The following is a 19,213-nucleotide window of genomic DNA, read 5'->3' as shown; positions in this document are numbered from 1 at the left end:
GGCACCATCGCCTCCGTCACCCTTCGGGATCTAGCCACTTGCGCGGCCCACGCGGTTTGCGCCCAACACTCGTTCGGTCTGCCGTCGTGCCGTCCACAGGCATGATCGCCTCAGAGTCGCAGTCTTGAAGACCACCCTTGCTTGGCTCAGGGCGTTGCCCCTCGCCCCGGTGCGATCCGGGCTTACACCACCTGCAGCCAGAGCCAGAGCGCGAGCAGGGTCGCGAGCAGGACGGGGGGAGTCAGCGCCAGGCCGACCTTCATGTACTGGCCCCAGGTGATCCGTTGGCCCTTGCCGGCGAGCACGTGCAGCCAAAGCAGGGTGGCGAGCGAGCCGATCGGGGTGAACTTGGGCCCGAGGTCGTTGCCGATGATGTTGGCGTAGACCATCAGCTCCCGCGTGAGTGCCGGCACGTGGGCGGCGTCGATGGCGAGCGCGCCTACCAGCGTGGCCGGCATGTTGTTCATCACCGAGGCCAGGCCGGCCACGGCAAATCCGGTGCCCACCGTCGCCGCCAGCGGGCCGTATCCGGCGAGGCGGTCGAGGATGGCGGTGGCCTCGCGCGTGAGCCACGCATGGCCCAGGCCATAGACAACCAGGTACATGCCGAGGGAGAACAGCACGATTTGCCAGGGCGCCCCGCGCAGGACCTTGACCAGCTGCACGCTGGCGCCGCGTCCGCCCGTGGCCCAGCGGCCGGCGATGGCCATGAGCGACAGCGCCGCGGCCCCGGTGACCAGGGCGGTGGGGACCCCGCGCGGGCCGGTCACGAAATACGCCAGCAGCAGCAGCGCCAGCAGCGGGAAGGCGGCGCGGAACACGGCGACATCGCGGATGGCGCTGCGCGGGGATTCCAGGTCCTCGACCCGGTAGGCGGCCGGCAGGTCGCGGTGGAACCACAGCCAGAGCACCAGCAGGGTCGCGGCCACCGAGACCAGGTTGACCGGCACCATCACCAGCGCGTAGCGGTCGAACGCGATCCCGAAGTAGTTGGCGGTCACGATGTTCACCAGGTTCGACACCACCAGCGGCAGGCTGGCGGTGTCGGCGATGAAGCCGCAGGCGACGGTGAAGGCCAGCGCGCCCGCGGGCGGGAACCGCAGCCGCAGCAGGATGGCCAGCACGATCGGCGTCAGCAGCAGGGCGGCGCCGTCGTTCGCGAAGACGGCGGAGATCGCCGCGCCCAGCAGCACGGTCAGCGGGAACAGGCGGCGCGGATCGCCGCCGCCCCAGCGCGCGATGTGCAGGGCCGCCCACGCGAAGAAGCCGGCTTCGTCCAGGATCAGGGAGATCACGATCAGCGCGACGAAGGTGAAGGTGGCGTCCCACACGATGGCCCATACCGTGCCCACGTCGTGCCAGCCGACCACGCCGGTGGCCAGCGCGACGGCGGCGCCGGCCAGCGCCGACCAGCCGATGCCGATCCCGCGGGGCTGCCAGATGACCACGACGAGGGTGGCGATGAAGATCGTCAGTGCGAGCATGGCAGTGTGTGGCGTGAGTTCAGAGGGCGCGCTGGTTGACGCGACGGGACAGGGCTTCGGCGCTTTCCACCCGCTCCGAGTAGCGGTTGGTCAGGTAGCGGGAGCGGCCGCGCACCAGCCAGGTGAACTTGGCCAGTTCCTCGCAGACATCCACCACCCGCAGGTAGTAGGGGGAGGGCCGCATCCGGCCGTCCTCGTCGAACTCCTGGTAGGCCTTGGGCACCGACGACTGGTTGGGGATGGTGACCATGCGCATCCAGCGGCCCAGGATGCGCAGCTGGTTGACCGCATTGAAGCTCTGCGAGCCGCCGCAGACCTGCATCACCGCCAGGGTCTTGCCCTGGGTGGGGCGGATCCCGCCCACTTCGAGCGGGATCCAGTCGATCTGCGCCTTCATGATCGCGGTCATCGCGCCGTGCCGCTCCGGGCTTACCCACAGCATGCCTTCGCACCAGTCGGCGAGGGCGCGCAGCTCGCTGACCTTCGGATGCCCGGGATCGGCGCCGTCGGGGAGCGGCAGGCCGTGCGGATCGAACATGCGCACGTCGCAGCCGAACCAGCGCAGTAGCCGCATGGCTTCCTGCGCTAGCAGGCGGGAATACGAGCGCTCGCGCAGCGAGCCGTACAGCACCAGCAGGCGCGGCGGGTGCCGGGGGTCGTCCGGCGTGGCCAGCGCCGCCACGTCGATGGGATGCAGCAGCGCCGGGTCGATGTTCGGCAGGTCGTCGAGGGGAACCGCGCTCATCGGGCCACCCCCGCGCTCGACACGATCTCGCCGTCTTCCTTGGTGAAGGTGGCCACCGGATGGGGCAGCAAGGCCAGCACCCGCTCCGAAGGGCGGCACAGCGCCGCGCCCTTGGCGGTCACCACGATCGGCCGGTTGATCAGGATCGGATGCGCCAGCATCGCGTCGAGCAGGGCGTCGTCGTCGAGCGTCGGGTCGTCCAGGCCGAGCGCGTCGTAGGGCGTGTCCTTGCGCCGGAGCAGGTCGCGCGTGGGGATGCCCATGGCGGCGATCAGCTGCCTGAGCGTGTCACGCGAGGGTGGGGTCTCCAGGTATTCGATCACCTCCGGGTCCTCGCCGGACTGGCGGATCATCGCCAGTGCATTGCGCGAGGTCCCGCAGGCCGGGTTGTGGTAGATGGTGACGGTCATGGCCGAAGGCGGTTGCAACGGGGACGGCGGCAGCGAAGTCGCGTGGGTCATGCCGCGGTCTCTGGTGCGCACTGGGGCGCCGGTGCGGCCAGCCCTCCGCAGATCTGGGGGTCGCCGGCGCAGCAGTCTTCGGTCAGGAAGGCCAGAAGTGCGCGCATCGCGTCGTAGCGGGCCGCGTACCACACCTGCCTGCCGGCCCGCCGGGACTCCAGCAGCCCGGCCCGTTCCAGGCTGGCCAGGTGAAAACTCATGCGCGTGGGCGGAATCGCAAGGCGGTTGGCGATCTCGCCGGAAGGCAGGCCCGCGGGCCCGGCGCGGACCAGCATCCGGAAGGCGGCCAGACGATCGGCATGCGCAAGCGCGGACAGGGCAGAGATGGCGGATGCGTCGTTCACTCTGCGATTATGCAACAATATTCGTATTATTGGATAGTGATGTCGGGGCACCTCTTGCGGCGCACGGCCGGGCGGCAGCCGGCGCGTCCGCCATCGGTGCGGTGAGCGCCCGCGGCTTACGCGGCCTTGCCGGCCAGCTGCCGCAGCACGTACTGCAGCAGGCCGCCGTGGCGGGCGTATTCCACTTCCTTGGGGGTGAGCAGCAGCACGTCCACCTCGAACCGCGTCTGGTGGCCGTCGGCGCGGGTGGCGGTGACGGTCGCGGTCTTCGCTTCGCCATCGGCCAGCCCGGTGATGGAGTAGGTCTCGCTGCCGTACAGTCCCAGCGACTGCGCGGTCTCGCCGTCGCGGAAGCGCAGCGGCAGCACGCCCATGCCGACCAGGTTGCTGCGGTGGATGCGCTCGAAGCTCTCGGCGATCACCGCCTTCACGCCCAGCAGGTTGGTGCCCTTGGCCGCCCAGTCGCGGCTGGAGCCGGTGCCGTATTCCTTGCCGGCGATCACCACCAGCGGCACGCCGTCGGCCTTGTACTTCATCGCCGCGTCGTAGATGGCCAGCTTCTCGCGGCCGCCATCGCGCCCGAAGTACAGGGTGTTGCCGCCTTCCTCGCCGCCGAGCATCAGGTTCTTGATGCGGATGTTGGCGAAGGTGCCGCGCACCATCACGTCGTCGTTGCCGCGGCGGCTGCCGTAGCTGTTGAAGTCCACCGGCTGCACCCCGCGCGCGATGAGGTAGCGGCCCGCCGGGGAATCCTTCTTGATGCTGCCGGCGGGGCTGATGTGGTCGGTGGTGATGGAGTCGCCGAACAGGCCCAGCACGCGCGCGCCGGCGATGTCGTCGATCCGCCCCGGCTGCATGGTCATGCCTTCGAAGTAGGGCGGGTTCTTGATGTAGGTGGAAGCCGCATTCCACGCATACCGCTCGCCGTCCGGGGAGGCGATGGCGTTCCAGCGCGCATCGCCCTGGAAGACGTTGGCGTAGTTGTGGCGGTACAGGTCCGGGCCGAGGGTGGCGGCGATGGTGTCGGCTACCTCGCGCGCGCTCGGCCACAGGTCCTTCAGATACACCGGCGCGCCGTCGCGGTCGTGGCCCAGCGGCTCGCGGGTGAGATCGATCTCGGTGCTGCCGGCCAGCGCATACGCCACCACCAGCGGCGGGCTGGCCAGGTAGTTCATCTTCACCTCGGCGTGGATGCGGCCCTCGAAGTTGCGGTTGCCGGACAGCACCGAAGCCACGCACAGGTCACCGGCGGCGATGGCGGCGCTCACCTCCACCGGCAGCGGCCCGGAATTGCCGATGCAGGTGGTGCAGCCGTAGCCCACCACGTCGAACCCCAGCTGTTCCAGCGCCGGCATCAGGCCGGCCTTCTGCAGGTAGTCGGTCACCACCCGCGAGCCGGGCGCCAGCGAAGTCTTGACCCACGGCTTGCGCCGCAGCCCGCGTGCGACCGCATTGCGTGCCAGCAGGCCGGCGGCCACCATCACCGCGGGGTTGGAGGTATTGGTGCAGGAGGTGATGGCGGCGATCACCACCGCGCCGTCCTTCAGCCGCACCGACTGGCCGTCGATCACGGCGTCGGCCTGGCCCTTGGCCAGATGCCGATTGCCGACCGCGGCATCGCCGCCTTCGGCGATGAAGTCGGCCACGTCCGCGCCGCGCTGCTCGCGCGCGGCGGTGAGCTGGGCGATGGCGGCGCGGCTGTTGGCCGGCACGTCACCGAGCAGTACCCGGTCCTGCGGCCGCTTGGGCCCGGCCAGCGAGGGGCGCACCGTGCCCATGTCCAGTTCCAGGGTGCTGCTGTAGTGCGCGTGCGGGCTGTCGGGCGCGTGCCACAGGCCCTGCGCCTTGGCATAGGCCTCGACCAGCGCGATCTGCTCCTCGCTGCGGCCGGACAGGCGCAGGTAGGCCAGCGATTCGGCGTCGATCGGGAAGATGCCGCAGGTGGCGCCGTATTCCGGCGCCATGTTGCCGATGGTGGCGCGGTCGGCCAGCGGCAGGTGCTGCAGGCCGTCGCCGTAGAACTCCACGAACTTGCCCACCACGCCGTGCTGGCGCAGCATCTGGGTGACGGTCAGCACCAGATCGGTGGCGGTGGTGCCCTCGGGCAGCCGCCCGGTCAGGCGGAAGCCCACCACCTGCGGGATCAGCATCGACGACGGCTGGCCCAGCATCGCCGCCTCCGCCTCGATCCCGCCCACGCCCCAGCCCAGCACCCCCAGGCCGTTGACCATGGTGGTATGGCTGTCGGTGCCGAACACGGTGTCGGGGAAAGCCCAGGTCACGCCCTCCACCTCCCGCGTCATCACCACCCGCGCCAGGTATTCCAGGTTCACCTGGTGCACGATGCCGGTGCTGGGCGGCACCACCTTGAAATTGGCGAACGCCTTCTGGCCCCAGCGCAGGAAGCCGTAGCGTTCGGCGTTGCGCTCGAATTCGATGCGGCCGTTGATGTCCAGCGCGTCCGGGCGGGCGAAGGCATCCACCTGCACCGAGTGGTCGATCACCAGCTCGGAAGGGATCTGCGGGTTGATCTGCTCGGGCCGTCCGCCCAGCGCCACCACCGCGTCGCGCATCGCCGCCAGGTCCACCACGCAGGGCACGCCGGTGAAGTCCTGCAGCACCACCCGCGCCGGCATGAACGCGATCTCGGTGTCCGGCTCGGCCTTCGGGTCCCACTGCGCCAGCGCCTCGATATGCTCGCGGCCGACCGTGATGCCGCCATCCTCGTGGCGCAGCAGGTTTTCCAGCAGGATTTTCAGCGAATAGGGTAGGCGGGCGATGTCGAACCGTTCGCCCAGCTTCGGCAGGCTGTGGAAAGCGTACTCGCGGCCGTTAACGTGCAGGCGGTCTTGGGTTGCGAGGGAGTTGCGCATGGGAAGACTCCTGGGAGAAGGTGCCCGCGGGCGCAGGCGATGGCGCTATGGTGCGCCTGCGATGTTAAGCCGGATTGAATTGCGACGAGGGCGGTGAGCGATGGCGAACATGCGCATGTCCTGCGGCCTGGCCGCCCTGCTGCCGGCAAGCGCGCCCGCCGCAGCGGGACAAGGCGTGGCCGATGGCTGGGTCGTGCTGGCGGTGGTGCTGGCCTTCGTGCTCGGTGCTGTCCTGGCGTACGCGCTGGGCGGAGCGGCCCGGCGCACCGCGGCGCGGCTGGCGCGCGAGGCCGAGGCCAAGGCCGCCGAGCAGCGCCGCCAGGGCGAGCAGCTGTTGGCCGTGCTGCACGAGCGTGATGCCCTGATGGCGCGCATGCAGGAGCGCGAGCGCGATTTCGCGCGGCTGGCCTCCGAGGACGCGCTGACCGGCCTGCCCAACGGCCGCGCCTTCGACGAGCAGCTGGCCCTGAGCTTCGCGCGCTCCAAGCGCCACGGGCAGCCGCTGAGCCTGGTGCTGCTGGACATCGACCACCTCAAGCAGGTGAACGAAAGCTGGTCGCATGCGGTCGGCGACCACGTGCTGGTGGAGGCGGCGCGGCTGCTGCGCGCGGTGTGCCGGCTGTCCGACCTGCCGGCGCGGCTGGGCGGCGACACCTTCGCGGTGATCCTCACCGACACCGGCCGCGACGGCGGCTGGCGCCTGTGCGAACGCCTGCAGCATGCGTTCGCGCGGCATACGGCCTGGCCGGCCGACGGCACCGGCCCGAACTACGTCACCTTCAGCGCCGGGCTGGTGGAGCTGGGCGCGCAGGACGAGGCGCCGGCCCAGTTCTTCCAGCGCTGCGACCGCGCCCTGTACCTGGCCCGGCATGCCGGAGGCGCGCGCACCGGGCTTGGCTGAATGCCGCCGAGCCGGGACAGGCCGGGCTGCACGGCCGTCGAAAGTATGTAATAAAAAGTATGTATAATTTCGGCCTACCATAGAGCCGGAGCCCGCCCGTGGAAGCCACCGTCGCCGAACGCGGCCAGATCACCCTGCCCAAGCCCGTGCGCGACGCGCTGGGCCTGACCAAGGGCAGCGTGCTGAAGGTAGAGCTGGATGGCGGCCGCATCGTGCTCAGCAAGCACGTGGACGACGCCATTTCGCGGGTGCGCGGCAAGTTCGCGCTGGATGCGCCGGCCGCCAAGGGCAAGGGCGCGTGATCGCGGTCGATGCCCCGGTGCTGGCCGAGCTGCTGGCCGACGGCACGCACGCCGACGCCGTGGAGGCCACCTTGCGCCAGGCGCTGGGCAACGGCCGGGTGGTGGTCTGCGATGCCGCGCTGGCGCAGCTGTCGGCCAGCCTGCGCAACGGCGCCGAGGCGCTGGCCGCGCTGGAGGAAATGGGCATCCATTTCAGCCCGGTCGAGGCCAAGTCGGCGCTGCGCGCCGGCGAGATGCAGCGCCGCCAGCGCCAGCGCGGCGAGCCGCCGCGGGCACTGCACGAGTTCCTGGTCGGCGCGCACGCCCTGCTGCAGTGCGATGCGCTGATCACCTTCGATGCCGGATTCCACCGCGATTACTTCAAGGGCCTGAAGCTGATCGTTCCCAAGGACTAAAGGCCCATCCCCCCACCCCGCACCCAAGGACATTCCCCATGCTGGACGCCTATCGCAAGCACCAGGCCGAGCGCGCCGCCCTCGGCATCCCGCCGCTGCCGCTGAACGCGCAGCAGACCGCCGACCTGATCGAGCTGCTGAAGGCACCGCCGGCCGGCGAGGAGGCCTTCCTGCTCGACCTGCTGGTGAACCGCGTGCCGGCCGGCGTGGACGACGCCGCCAAGGTCAAGGCCAGCTATCTGGCCGCGCTGGCCTTCGGCAGCGAGAAGAACCCGCTGATCAGCCGCGCCCGCGCCACCGAACTGCTGGGCACCATGCTCGGCGGCTACAACGTGGCGCCGCTGGTGCAGCTGCTGGACGACGCCGAGGTCGGCGCGGTGGCCGCCGACGCGCTCAAGCACACCCTGCTGGTGTTCGATGCGTTCCACGACGTGGAGGAAAAGGCCAAGGCCGGCAACGCCAACGCCCGCGCCGTGCTGGAAAGCTGGGCGAATGCCGAGTGGTTCACCAGCAAGCCGGAGGTGCCGGCCTCGCTGACCATCACCGTGTTCAAGGTGCCGGGCGAGACCAATACCGACGACCTGTCGCCGGCGCCGGACGCCACCACCCGGCCGGACATCCCGCTGCACGCGCTGGCGATGCTGAAGAACAAGCGCCCGGACGCGCCGTTCGTGCCGGAGGAAGACGGCAAGCGCGGCCCGATCGGCGAGATCCTGAAGCTGAAGGAGAAGGGCCACCTGGTCGCCTACGTCGGCGACGTGGTGGGCACCGGCTCCAGCCGCAAGTCGGCCACCAACAGCGTGCTGTGGTGGACCGGCGACGACATCCCCTACATCCCCAACAAGCGCGCCGGCGGCGTGTGCCTGGGCGGCAAGATCGCGCCGATCTTCTACAACACCATGGAAGACGCGGGCGCGCTGCCGATCGAGCTCGACGTGTCGAAGATGGAGCACGGCGATGTCATCGAACTGCGCCCGTACGAGGGCAAGGCACTGAAGAACGGCGAGGTGATCGCCGAGTTCGCGCTGAAGTCCGAGGTGCTGTTCGACGAGGTGCGCGCCGGTGGCCGCATCCCGCTGATCATCGGCCGCGGCCTGACCGGCAAGGCGCGCGAGGCGCTGGGCCTGCCGGCCACCGACTTGTTCCGCCTGCCGGTGACCCCGCCAGACACCGGCAAGGGCTTCACCCTGGCCCAGAAGCTGGTCGGCCGCGCCTGCGGCCTGCCGGAAGGCAAGGGCATGCGCCCGGGCACCTACTGCGAGCCGAAGATGACCTCGGTGGGCAGCCAGGACACCACCGGCCCGATGACCCGCGACGAGCTGAAGGACCTGGCCTGCCTGGGCTTCAGCGCGGACCTGGTGATGCAGAGCTTCTGCCACACCGCCGCCTACCCGAAGCCGGTGGACGTGAAGACCCACCACACCCTGCCGGAGTTCATCTCCACCCGCGGCGGCGTCTCGCTGCGCCCGGGCGACGGCATCATCCACAGCTGGCTCAACCGCATGCTGCTGCCCGACACCGTGGGCACCGGCGGCGACTCGCACACCCGCTTCCCGATCGGCATCTCGTTCCCGGCCGGCTCCGGCCTGGTCGCGTTCGCCGCGGCCACCGGCGTGATGCCGCTGGACATGCCGGAATCCGTGCTGGTGCGCTTCAAGGGCAAGCTGCAACCGGGCGTCACCCTGCGTGACCTGGTGCACGCGATCCCGCTGTACGCGATCAAGCAGGGCCTGCTGACGGTCGCCAAGCAGGGCAAGAAGAACATCTTCTCCGGCCGCATCCTCGAGATCGAAGGCCTGCCGAACCTGAAGGTGGAGCAGGCGTTCGAGCTGGCCGACGCCTCCGCCGAGCGCTCCGCCGCCGCCTGCACCGTGCGCCTGGACAAGGCCCCGATCATCGAATACCTCACCAGCAACATCACCCTCCTGAAGTGGATGATCGCCGAGGGCTACCAGGACGCCCGCACCCTGCAGCGCCGCATCGCCAAGATGGAGGCGTGGCTGGCCAACCCGCAGCTGCTGGAGCCGGATGCCGACGCCGAGTACGCGGCGGTGATCGAGATCGACATGGACGAGATCGTCGAGCCGATCGTGTGCTGCCCGAACGACCCGGACGATGCCAAGACCCTGTCCGATGTGGCCGGCGCCAAGATCGACGAGGTGTTCATTGGCTCGTGCATGACCAACATCGGCCACTTCCGTGCCGCGGCCAAGCTGCTGGAAGGCAAGCGCGACATCCCGACCCGGCTGTGGATCGCGCCGCCCACCAAGATGGACGCCGCCGAGCTGACCAACGAGGGCCACTACGGCACGTTCGGCACCGCCGGCGCGCGCATGGAGATGCCGGGCTGCTCGCTGTGCATGGGCAACCAGGCGCAGATCCGCGAGGGCAGCACCGCGATGTCCACCTCGACCCGCAACTTCCCCAACCGCCTCGGCCGCAACACCAACGTGTACCTGGGCTCGGCGGAACTGGCGGCGATCTGCGCGCGCCTGGGCCGCATCCCGACCCGCGAGGAGTACATGGCGGACATCGGCGTCATCAACGCCAATGGAGATGCCATCTACCGCTACATGAACTTCGACCAGATCGAGGAGTACCGACAGGTGGCGGATTCGGTCGCGGCCTGATCGCCTTCCATCGATCCCGCACGACGAAACGCCCGGCAGCGATGCCGGGCGTTTCCGTTTGGCAATTCGGCGTCAGTGGGCTGTCGTCTGCGCCAGCGTGGAACCGGCGGTGATGCGAGCGGTCAGCCGAGCAGCGCATCCAGCGCGGCCGCCATCTGGCGGCGGGCGAACACGAAATCCCACAGGCTTCCGCCGAGCTGGCGCCACAGCACGGCGGCGCGCAGGGCGGCCAGCAGCAGGGCGCGGATCTCGGCCACTACCCCGGCCTGGCCGAGGTAGTGCGGGTTGCCCTGCACCATCACCCGCGGGCGCAGGGTGCTGAGGGTGTCGGCGTAGAGGCGGGCGAGGTCGGCGATCACGTCCGGATGCGCGCTGCCGATGTCATCCGCGCGCGGCGCGATCCGGCGCAGCCCGGCCTGCACCTTGTTCGCCAGCGCGGCGTTGCGGATGAAGCGGCGCTCCAGCTGCAGCACGGCTAGCGCCAGCTTGCCTAGCGCTTCGTCCTTGCTGCCGTTGGCGAGGTAGTCGCGCAGCTGGCGCAGGCCGATGCGCAACTCGCGCGCGCTGCCGAACACGCTTTCGGTATCGCGGGCGTCGATCCGGAACACGCTTTCCAGCGCAGTCTGCACCTGCACCTGATCGGATTGGCCGGTGTCGGCGATCCGGCGCACCTGCGCCAGCGCCTGCAGCAGCCCGGCCAGGGCCAGCACGCGGTCTTGGTAGGGATGGGTCATGCGGTCTTCACGGCTTCGATTCGGGAACGGGGGCGTCGGTGGCGGCGATCACGGCGCCGCCCAGGCACGCCTCGCCATCGTAGAGCACCACCGATTGGCCGGGCGTGACCGCGCGCTGTGGGCGCTCGAAGCGCACCGACAGGCTGCCGTCGTCGTGGACCTCGACCACGCAGGGCTGGTCCGGCTGGCGGTAACGGGTCTGCGCGGTGCAGGAGAAGCGCGTCGCCGGGGGCGCGCCTGCCACCCAGTGCGCCGGCTCGCTGCGCAGGGCGTGCGACAGCAGCCACTGACTGTCGTGGCCCTGGTCGACGTACAGCAGGTTGCGCGCCACGTCCTTGGCCACCACGAACCACGGCGCCTGCGGGCGCCCGCGCACGCCGCCGATGTTCAGGCCTTCGCGCTGGCCGAGGGTGAAATAGAACACCCCGGGATGGGTGCCGATGCGGACGCCGTCGGGGGTGCGCATCTCGCCTTCCCGGGCCGGCAGGTACTGCGCCAGGAAGCGGCGGAAATCGCGCTCGCCGATGAAGCAGATGCCGGTGGAGTCCTTCTTGCCCGCGGTGCGCAGGCCGTGGGCGGCGGCGATCGCGCGCACCTCCTGCTTGCGCAGCTCGCCCAGCGGGAAGCGGGTGGCGGCCAGCTGCGCCTGCCCCAGCTGGTGCAGGAAATAGCTCTGGTCTTTGCTGCGATCGACCGCCCGCAGCAGCCGGAACGTCCCGCCCTGGGCATCGACGCGCGCGTAGTGGCCGGTGGCGATGGCCTCGGCGCCGAGTTCGCGCGCGGCGTCGAGGAAGTGCTTGAACTTGATCTCGCGGTTGCACAGCACGTCCGGGTTCGGCGTGCGGCCGGCCGCGTATTCCGCGAGGAAATGCCGGAATACGCCGTCCCAGTATTCCTTCGAGAAATCGCGGAAGCGGATCGGGATGCCCAGCGCGCCGCAGACCGCCACCGCGTCGCGGCGGTCGTCCTCGGCCCGGCATTCGCCCGCGCCATCGTCGGCCCAGTTCTGCATGAACAGCCCGGTCACCGCGTGGCCGGCATCGCGCAGCAGCAGGGCGGCGACCGACGAATCCACGCCGCCGGAGACCCCGACGACGATGCGCGTGGCAGGGCTCATGCGATGTGCCGGGCCAGCGCCAGCGGGTGGCGGCTGCCGCCGAGGTAGTCGGCGACCGTGCGCCAGACCAGCGGGCTGCGGTGGCGCGCGGCCTCCGCCTGCAGCTGGGTGGGGGTGAGCCACAGGGCGCGCACGATGCCTTCGTCGAGGGGGGCACCCGCGATTTCGTCCAGCGGCTCGGCCGCGAAGGCGAACCGCAGGTAGTGCCGCTGCGTTTCCGGTGCCCTCCACTGGTAGGTGCCAACCAGGTGGGTGATGCGGACGTTCCAGCCGGTCTCTTCGCGGGTTTCGCGCAGGGCGGCGTCGATCAGGCTTTCGTCGGGTTCCAGGTGACCGGCCGGCTGGTTGAGCACCAGCCGGCCAGCCACGCGCTCTTCGACGCAGAGCAGGCGTCCGTCCCGGACCACGACCGTGGCCACGGTCACGTCCGGCTGCCAGAAGCGCCCCTCGCGATAGCTCATCAGAGTGCGTCCTTGTTCCCGGACAGTTCGATTTCCTTGTTGTCCGCACTTTCCGCGGCAACCTCGATGGCGGCTTCCAGCTGGGCTGCGTCGACGCTGTCCGGCAGTTTGATCACGAAATAAAGGGTGTCGTCCAAAACTTCCCATGCGCCGATTTTCTGGGTCCGGCTTTCCTCGAGGAGTGCGAGCGCCTGCTTGGCTACCCCGTCGTCTGCTACCCGGCCTGCCGGCGAGAACACTTCGCGCACGCGCAGGCCCCTCACCGATTCGGTGGTGCCCGAGACGAACACCAGTTGGGTGCGATTCTCTGATTTATAGGAAACCAGGATCTTGTAATCGCCGTCGCCGTCGATTTCGTACTTGATCCCGCGGGCCTCCAGCCTGGCTTTGACCGACGCATCGCTGGCGTGGGCGGGGAGGGCGGCGAGGGGTAACAGGCAGGCAAGGAAGAGGCAAGGCAGACGCATGGGATCTCCGGAAGTGGTATTCGAGGTCTGCCAGAAGAGGGGGGGCGCCACCGGCAGGAAGGGCGCCCGTATAATTTGCCCATGCCGACCCAGCCCGACAAGCCGCAGCACCAGCAGCCCGACCACGGGGTGGCGGTGGCGCCGGCGCGCCCGGAGGTGACCCGGCCGCCGCTATACACCGTCCTGTTGCTGAACGACGACTACACCCCGATGGACTTCGTGGTGGATGTGCTGATGCAGTTCTTCGCCCTCGACCTGGAAAGGGCCACCCAGGTGATGTTGCACGTGCATACCCGCGGACGCGGCGTGTGCGGGGTGTACACCCGCGAGATCGCCGAATCCAAGGTGGCCCAGGTCAACGAATACGCCCGCCTGAACCAGCATCCGCTGTTGTGCACGATGGAACGCAGCTAGCCCGCCCGGGGGCTTGTGCCGGCGGGGAATGCGCCTTACATAGGAGGCACGCTTCCCCCAAGAGCCGCCCCCATGTTCAGCAAGGATCTCGAGCAAACCATCGGCCAGTGCTACAAGCACGCCCGCGAAGCGCGCTACGAGTTCATGACGGTCGAACACCTGCTGCTGGCGCTGCTGGACAACCCGTCGGCGGAGGCGGTGCTGCGCGCGGTCAACGCCGACCTGCCGCGCCTGCGCGACGAGCTGGAGAACGCGATCGAGGTCTCGGTCAACCGCCTGCCCGAGGATGACGGCCGCGACACCCAGCCCACGCTGGGCTTCCAGCGCGTGCTGCAGCGCGCGGTGTACCACGTGCAGTCCTCCGGCAAGAAGGAGGTCACCGGCGCCAACGTCCTGGTGGCGATCTTCGGCGAGAAGGACTCGCACGCCGTCTATTTCCTCAACCAGCAGGACGTGCACCGGCTGGACGTGGTGAATTACCTCTCGCACGGCATTTCGCGCACGGACGAGGAGCCGGGCCAGCCGGCCGCGGACGGCGAGGCCAAGCCCGAGGGCGGCGAGGGCGAGGCCAAGTCCGACCCGCTGGCGGAGTTCGCCAGCAACCTCAACGCGCTGGCCGCGGCCGGCAAGATCGACCCGCTGGTGGGCCGCGCCGAGGAGATCGAGCGCACCATCCAGGTGCTCTGCCGCCGGCGCAAGAACAACCCGCTGTACGTGGGCGAGTCCGGGGTGGGCAAGACCGCGCTGGCGGAAGGCCTGGCCAAGCGGATCGTGGACGGCGAGGTGCCGGCGGTGCTGCAGGAGGCGGTGATCTATTCGCTCGACCTCGGCGCGCTGGTCGCCGGCACCAAGTACCGCGGCGACTTCGAGAAACGCCTGAAGGGCGTGCTGGCGGCGCTGAAGAAGCAGCCGAACGCGATCCTGTTCATCGACGAGATCCACACCATCATCGGCGCCGGCTCGGCCAGCGGCGGCACCATGGATGCCTCCAACCTGATCAAGCCGGTGCTGGCCAACGGCGAGCTGCGCTGTATTGGCTCCACCACCTTCCAGGAATACCGCGGCGTGTTCGAGAAAGACCGCGCGCTGGCGCGGCGCTTCCAGAAGATCGACATCGTCGAGCCGACGGTAGGCGAGGCGGTGGAGATCCTCAAGGGCCTGAAGGCCAAGTACGAGGCCCACCACGAGGTGGCCTACGCCGACGACGCCATCCGCGCCGCGGTGGACCTGTCGGTCAAGCACATCGGCGACCGCCTGCTGCCGGACAAGGCGATCGACGTGATCGACGAGGCCGGCGCCCGCCAGCGCCTGCAGCCGCCGGAGGCGCGCAAGCACCTGATCGACGTGGAGGAGATCGAGACCATCGTGGCGCGCATGGCGCGCATCCCGGCCAAGCAGGTCAGTGCCTCCGACAAGGACGTGCTGCAGCACCTGGAGCGCAACCTGAAGATGGTGATCTTCGGCCAGGACCCGGCGATCGAGACCCTGGCCAGCGCGATCAAGCTGGCGCGCTCGGGCCTGGGCAACCCCGACAAGCCGATCGGCAGCTTCCTGTTCGCCGGCCCCACCGGCGTGGGCAAGACCGAGGTCACCCGCCAGCTGGCCATGCAGCTGGGGATCGAGCTGATCCGCTTCGACATGAGCGAGTACATGGAGCCGCATTCGGTGAGCCGCCTGATCGGCGCGCCCCCCGGCTACGTGGGCTTCGACCAGGGCGGCCTGCTGACCGAGAAGATCGTCAAGACCCCGCACTGCGTGCTGCTGCTGGACGAGATCGAGAAGGCGCACCCGGACATCTTCAACATCCTGCTGCAGGTGATGGACCGCGGCGCGCTGACCGACACCAACGGGCGCGAGGCCAACTTCCGCAACGTGGTGCTGGTGATGACCACCAACGCCGGCGCCACCCAGGCGGCGCGGCGTAGCATTGGCTTCACCAAGCAGGACCACAGCCCGGACGCGATGGAGGCGATCCGCCGCGGCTTCACCCCGGAGTTCCGCAACCGGCTGGATGCGATCGTGCAGTTCCAGGCGCTGGGCTTCGAGCACATCCTGCGGGTGGTGGACAAGTTCCTGATCGAGCTGGAAACCCAGCTGCACGAGAAGAAGGTGACGCTGTCGGCCACCCCGGCCGCGCGCGAGTGGCTGGGCCAGCAGGGCTTCGATCCGCTGATGGGCGCACGCCCGATGGCGCGCCTGATCCAGGACAAGATCAAGCGCCCGCTGGCGGACGAGCTGCTGTTCGGCAAGCTGGTCGATGGCGGCCGGGTCGCGCTGGATGCGGTCGATGGCGAGCTGGTGCTGGACGTGCAGCCCGAGCCGGAGAAGCTGCTGCCGGCGGTGCTGGCGTAAACCCGGATGCCGGAGGCGCGGATCGGGCTGCTCGCGGTCGTGGACGCGGCCGCCGAGGCCGATGCGCAGGGCCTGGGCTGGCTCACCGATGCCGAGCAGCGGCGCCTGCAGGCGATCACCGCCCCGGCGCGACGTGCCAGCTTCCTGGCCGGGCACTGGCAGGCGCGCAGGCAGGCCGGGCAGTGGCTGGGGCTGGCGCCCGACCGGATCGAATGGGCGACGGATGCGCAGGGCCGGCCGCGGCTGTGCCTTGCCGGCGAGGCGCTGCCGCTGCATCTGTCCCTGAGCCATAGCGGCGACTGGCTGGCGCTGGTGCTGGCGGAGGTGCCGGTGGGGATCGACCTCGAGTTGCCCCGGCGCGCCCGCGACTGGGAGGCGCTGGCGCGGTTCGCGTTCGCGCCGGAAGAATGCCGGCGCGTGCAGGCCGCGCCCGACGAGGCTGCGCGTGCGGCCGTGTTCCATCGGCTGTGGGCGCTCAAGGAAGCGCAGGCCAAGCGCAGCGGTGCGGGGCTGGGCGCACGCGCCGCGCGCACCGTCTGCGCGCATCCGGCGCAGGCTGCGGATGCCGAGGCCTGGAGCTGGTCCTGCGGCGACGGCGCGCTGGCGTTGGCCGCCGCGCCCGGAGTGTGCTGGACGCTGGAGGGCGCCGGCCCGGGCATGGGAGTGGCCGCTGGCTGGCGCTACGCGCCTGCAATGGCAGCGCCGATCCAGGATTGACGTTCACGCGATCACCCCAGTATCTTGGGGTCGTCGGTTCCGACAGCCACAAGCTGTCGGATGAAAAGGGAAGCCGGTCCAGGTGTCTGTGCACCCAATCCGGCGCTGCCCCGCAGCGGTAGGTGGAGACGAGGTCGCGATTCGCACTGGGACGGTGGTCCTGGGAAGCGGCGACCGAGGCGGCCGGAGGCATCCGGCCACATCCACGAGCCCGAAGACCTGCCGACAGCCGCGCGAAGCACGCCGCGCGGTGCCGGCCGCGGAGTCTCCGGGGGGAGATGGCCGGTGCAGCAGGGGCAGTCCGCGTGCCGTCGGCGCGCCGGTCGCACCCCCTGCGACACCGCGCCGCCATCCTGTGGTTCCGATGCCATCCGCGCCTGCGAGGGACAGGCCCGGGCCCGTGCATCACGCATGGAGAACCACGATGTCGCCTTCCGATGCCGCGCTGGCCGCCGCGCCTGCCGCTCCCGCCTTCGACCTCACCCCGCCGCCCACCGCCACCGGCATGCGCGTGACCAAGCGCAATGGCGGCAGCGAGCCGGTGGACCTCAACAAGATCGTGCGCGCGATCACCCGCGCGGCCGAGGGCCTGCACGCGGTGGAGCCGATGCGGGTGGCCACCCGCACCATCTCCGGACTGTACGACGGTGCCACCACCGCCGAGCTGGACGAACTCTCGATCCGCACCGCGGCGCTGCTGACCGGCGAGGAGCCCGAATACGGCCGCCTGGCCGCGCGCCTGCTCGCCGGGGTGATCGCCAAGGAAGTGGCGGGGCAGGAGATCCATGCGTTCTCGCAGTCGGTGCAGCGCGCGCATGAGGTCGGGCTGGCCAACGACCGCCTGCTCGGCTTCGTGCAGGCGCATGCGCGCAAGCTCAATGCCGCGATCGCGCCGGAGCTGGATCGCGAGTTCGACTACTTCGGCCTGCGCACCCTGTACGACCGCTACCTGCTGCGCCATCCGCACACCCGCAAGGTGATCGAGACCCCGCAGCAGTTCTTCATGCGCATCGCCTGCGCGCTGAGCCAGGACGTGGGCGAGGCGATCGCGCTCTACCAGGGCATGGCGCGCCTGGAGTACCTGCCGTCCAGCCCGACCCTGTTCAATTCCGGCACCCGCCACGAGCAGCTCTCGTCCTGTTTCCTGCTGGATTCGCCGCAAGACTCTTTGGAGTCGATCTACCAGCGCTACGGCCAGATCGCGCAGCTGTCCAAGTTCAGCGGCGGCATCGGCGTGAGCTGGTCGCGGGTACGCGCGCGCGGCGCGCTGATCCGCTCCACCAACGGCTTCAGCAACGGCATCGTGCCCTGGCTGAAGACGCTGGATGCCTCGGTCGCCGCGGTCAACCAGGGCGGCAAGCGCAAGGGCGCGGCCTGCGTGTACCTGGAGACCTGGCATGCCGACATCGAGGATTTCCTGGAACTGCGCGACAACACCGGCGATGAGATGCGCCGCACCCACAACCTCAATCTCGCCCACTGGGTGCCGGACCTGTTCATGCGCCGGGTCGAGGCCGACCAGGACTGGTCGCTGTTCGACCCGGCGCAGGTGCCGGAGCTGGTGGATCTGTACGGCGAGGATTTCGAGCGCGCCTACACCCAGGCCGAAGCGCAAGGGAAAGCCGTACGCACGCTGCCGGCACGCAAGCTGTACGCGCGGATGATGCGCACCCTTGCCGAGACCGGCAACGGCTGGATGACCTTCAAGGACAAATGCAACCGCGCCTGCAACCAGACCGCGCTGCCCGGCAACGTGGTGCACCTGTCCAACCTGTGCACGGAAATCCTGGAAGTCACCTCGGATGCCGAAACCGCGGTCTGCAATCTCGGCTCGATCAACCTCGCCCGCCACTTCGATGCGGACGGGCAATTCGATTTCGAGAAACTGGCCGAGACCGTGCGCATGGCCGTGCGCCAGCTGGACCGGGTGATCGACCTCAACTTCTACCCGATCGAGCCGGCGCGTCGCGGCAACCTGCGCTGGCGCCCGGTGGGGCTGGGCTGCATGGGGCTGCAGGATGTGTTCTTCCGCCTGCGTCTGCCGTTCGACAGCGAACCGGCGCGCGCGCTGTCGCGCAAGATCGCCGAGGAGATCTACTACCACGCGCTGGAGACGTCCTGCGCGCTGGCGCAGGAGCTCGGGGCGCATCCGGCCTTTGCCGACACCCGCGCCGCGCGCGGCGAGCTGCAGTTCGATGCCTGGGGCGTGCAGCCGGATGATCCGGCGCGCTGGTGCGCGCTGCGCGAGCGCATCCAGGCGCACGGCCTGCGCAACTCGCTGCTGGTGGCGATCGCGCCGACCGCGACGATCGCCTCGATCGCCGGCTGCTACGAATGCATCGAGCCGCAGGTGTCCAACCTGTTCAAGCGCGAAACGCTGTCCGGCGATTTCCTGCAGGTCAACCGCTACCTGGTCGAGGAGCTCAAACGCCTCGGCCTGTGGACGCCGGAGATGCGCGATGCGATCAAGCTGGCCGAAGGGTCGATCCAGAACCTTTCGCAGATTCCGGAAGTCCTGCGCGAAATCTACCGCACCGCCTGGGAGCTGCCGATGCGCAGCCTGATCGACATGGCCGCCGAGCGCGGGGCCTTCATCGACCAGTCCGCCTCGCTCAACCTGTTCATGGAAAGCCCGACCATCGGTGCGCTGTCGTCGATGTACATGTACGCCTGGAAAAGAGGCCTCAAAACCACCTACTACCTGCGCTCGCGCCCGGCGACGAAGATCGCCAAGACCACCGTCTCCGCCTACACCCCGGCCCAGGCCGTGGCCTGCTCGCTGGAGAACCCGGAGAGCTGCGAGGCCTGCCAGTAAT

17 protein-coding genes and 1 riboswitch are annotated in these 19,213 nt (G+C 69.6%); of the genes, 8 read left to right on the top strand and 9 right to left on the bottom strand.

Annotated features, from left to right (window positions below; all coding sequences use genetic code 11):
• Nucleotides 1-182: 182 nt before the first annotated feature.
• From EDC34_RS00900 to acnA, 5 genes are all read right to left on the bottom strand, one after another.
• Nucleotides 183-1,484, bottom strand: coding sequence for an arsenic transporter (locus EDC34_RS00900; protein ID WP_114958967.1), 1,302 nt, complete (start codon nucleotides 1,482-1,484; stop codon nucleotides 183-185).
• 19 nt (nucleotides 1,485-1,503) lie between these two features.
• Nucleotides 1,504-2,229: an arsenical resistance protein ArsH gene (arsH, locus tag EDC34_RS00895; protein WP_114958966.1), complete on the bottom strand. Its 726-nt coding sequence runs from the start codon at nucleotides 2,227-2,229 to the stop codon at nucleotides 1,504-1,506.
• Complete coding sequence (gene arsC, locus EDC34_RS00890) at nucleotides 2,226-2,639, bottom strand: arsenate reductase (glutaredoxin) (protein WP_114958965.1); 414 nt, start codon at nucleotides 2,637-2,639, stop codon at nucleotides 2,226-2,228. Before arsC ends, arsH begins: the two co-directional genes overlap by 4 nt.
• A 47-nt stretch (nucleotides 2,640-2,686) precedes the next feature.
• Complete coding sequence (locus EDC34_RS00885) at nucleotides 2,687-3,034, bottom strand: ArsR/SmtB family transcription factor (RefSeq protein WP_114958964.1); 348 nt, start codon at nucleotides 3,032-3,034, stop codon at nucleotides 2,687-2,689.
• Between the two features lie 116 nt (nucleotides 3,035-3,150).
• Nucleotides 3,151-5,907, bottom strand: a complete 2,757-nt coding sequence (gene acnA, locus EDC34_RS00880) for an aconitate hydratase AcnA (RefSeq protein ID WP_114958963.1) — start codon at nucleotides 5,905-5,907, stop codon at nucleotides 3,151-3,153.
• A gap of 109 nt (nucleotides 5,908-6,016) precedes the next feature.
• On the opposite strand from acnA, the gene EDC34_RS00875 reads away from it, so the two are divergent.
• The 4 genes from EDC34_RS00875 (at nucleotide 6,017) to acnB (ending at nucleotide 10,135) form a co-directional block, all read left to right on the top strand.
• The gene (locus tag EDC34_RS00875; protein WP_165921007.1) at nucleotides 6,017-6,808 is read left to right on the top strand and encodes a GGDEF domain-containing protein; all 792 of its coding nucleotides are present in this window, start codon (nucleotides 6,017-6,019) and stop codon (nucleotides 6,806-6,808) included.
• Between the two features lie 98 nt (nucleotides 6,809-6,906).
• Nucleotides 6,907-7,110 (top strand): AbrB/MazE/SpoVT family DNA-binding domain-containing protein, encoded by a 204-nt coding sequence (locus EDC34_RS00870; RefSeq protein WP_114958961.1) that lies wholly within the window; start codon nucleotides 6,907-6,909, stop codon nucleotides 7,108-7,110.
• A complete protein-coding gene (locus EDC34_RS00865; RefSeq protein ID WP_114958960.1) occupies nucleotides 7,107-7,505 on the top strand; it encodes a type II toxin-antitoxin system VapC family toxin in 399 nt (132 codons plus the stop codon). Before EDC34_RS00870 ends, EDC34_RS00865 begins: the two co-directional genes overlap by 4 nt.
• 38 nt (nucleotides 7,506-7,543) lie before the next feature.
• Nucleotides 7,544-10,135: a bifunctional aconitate hydratase 2/2-methylisocitrate dehydratase gene (gene acnB, locus EDC34_RS00860; RefSeq protein ID WP_114958959.1), complete on the top strand. Its 2,592-nt coding sequence runs from the start codon at nucleotides 7,544-7,546 to the stop codon at nucleotides 10,133-10,135.
• 122 nt (nucleotides 10,136-10,257) lie between these two features.
• Here acnB and hflD read toward each other — a convergent pair whose 3' ends face one another.
• Genes hflD through EDC34_RS00840 form a run of 4 tightly spaced genes read right to left on the bottom strand, consistent with a single transcriptional unit; the run spans nucleotide 10,258 to nucleotide 12,914 of the window.
• Entirely contained in the window at nucleotides 10,258-10,869 is a 612-nt protein-coding gene (hflD, locus tag EDC34_RS00855) for a high frequency lysogenization protein HflD (protein WP_114958958.1), read from the bottom strand.
• A gap of 7 nt (nucleotides 10,870-10,876) precedes the next feature.
• Nucleotides 10,877-11,986: a tRNA 2-thiouridine(34) synthase MnmA gene (mnmA, locus tag EDC34_RS00850; protein ID WP_114958957.1), complete on the bottom strand. Its 1,110-nt coding sequence runs from the start codon at nucleotides 11,984-11,986 to the stop codon at nucleotides 10,877-10,879.
• Nucleotides 11,983-12,447: an NUDIX hydrolase gene (locus tag EDC34_RS00845; protein ID WP_114958956.1), complete on the bottom strand. Its 465-nt coding sequence runs from the start codon at nucleotides 12,445-12,447 to the stop codon at nucleotides 11,983-11,985. Before EDC34_RS00845 ends, mnmA begins: the two co-directional genes overlap by 4 nt.
• Nucleotides 12,447-12,914: a hypothetical protein gene (locus EDC34_RS00840; protein ID WP_114958955.1), complete on the bottom strand. Its 468-nt coding sequence runs from the start codon at nucleotides 12,912-12,914 to the stop codon at nucleotides 12,447-12,449. Before EDC34_RS00840 ends, EDC34_RS00845 begins: the two co-directional genes overlap by 1 nt.
• A gap of 81 nt (nucleotides 12,915-12,995) precedes the next feature.
• Here EDC34_RS00840 and clpS point away from each other — a divergent pair, with 81 nt between their 5' ends.
• The 4 genes from clpS to EDC34_RS00820 all read left to right on the top strand — a co-directional run bounded on the left by clpS (nucleotide 12,996) and on the right by EDC34_RS00820 (nucleotide 19,212).
• Nucleotides 12,996-13,328, top strand: a complete 333-nt coding sequence (clpS, locus tag EDC34_RS00835; protein ID WP_114958954.1) for an ATP-dependent Clp protease adapter ClpS — start codon at nucleotides 12,996-12,998, stop codon at nucleotides 13,326-13,328.
• A gap of 72 nt (nucleotides 13,329-13,400) precedes the next feature.
• The gene (gene clpA, locus EDC34_RS00830) at nucleotides 13,401-15,680 is read left to right on the top strand and encodes an ATP-dependent Clp protease ATP-binding subunit ClpA (RefSeq protein WP_114958953.1); all 2,280 of its coding nucleotides are present in this window, start codon (nucleotides 13,401-13,403) and stop codon (nucleotides 15,678-15,680) included.
• 6 nt (nucleotides 15,681-15,686) lie between these two features.
• Nucleotides 15,687-16,397 carry a 4'-phosphopantetheinyl transferase family protein gene (locus EDC34_RS00825; RefSeq protein ID WP_114958952.1) on the top strand — a complete coding sequence of 237 codons (711 nt, stop codon included), beginning with the start codon at nucleotides 15,687-15,689 and terminating at the stop codon, nucleotides 16,395-16,397.
• A gap of 17 nt (nucleotides 16,398-16,414) precedes the next feature.
• Nucleotides 16,415-16,638: riboswitch (cobalamin riboswitch) on the top strand.
• Nucleotides 16,639-16,821: 183 nt separating this feature from the next.
• Nucleotides 16,822-19,212: a ribonucleoside-diphosphate reductase subunit alpha gene (locus EDC34_RS00820; RefSeq protein WP_114958951.1), complete on the top strand. Its 2,391-nt coding sequence runs from the start codon at nucleotides 16,822-16,824 to the stop codon at nucleotides 19,210-19,212.
• Nucleotide 19,213: the final 1 nt, after the last annotated feature.

The organism is Thermomonas haemolytica, assembly GCF_004346265.1.
In the GTDB taxonomy this organism is placed as follows: Bacteria; Pseudomonadota; Gammaproteobacteria; order Xanthomonadales; family Xanthomonadaceae; genus Thermomonas; species Thermomonas haemolytica.
Note: the sequence above shows the minus strand (reverse complement) of the source record. Positions and strands in the feature narration are given on the sequence as shown.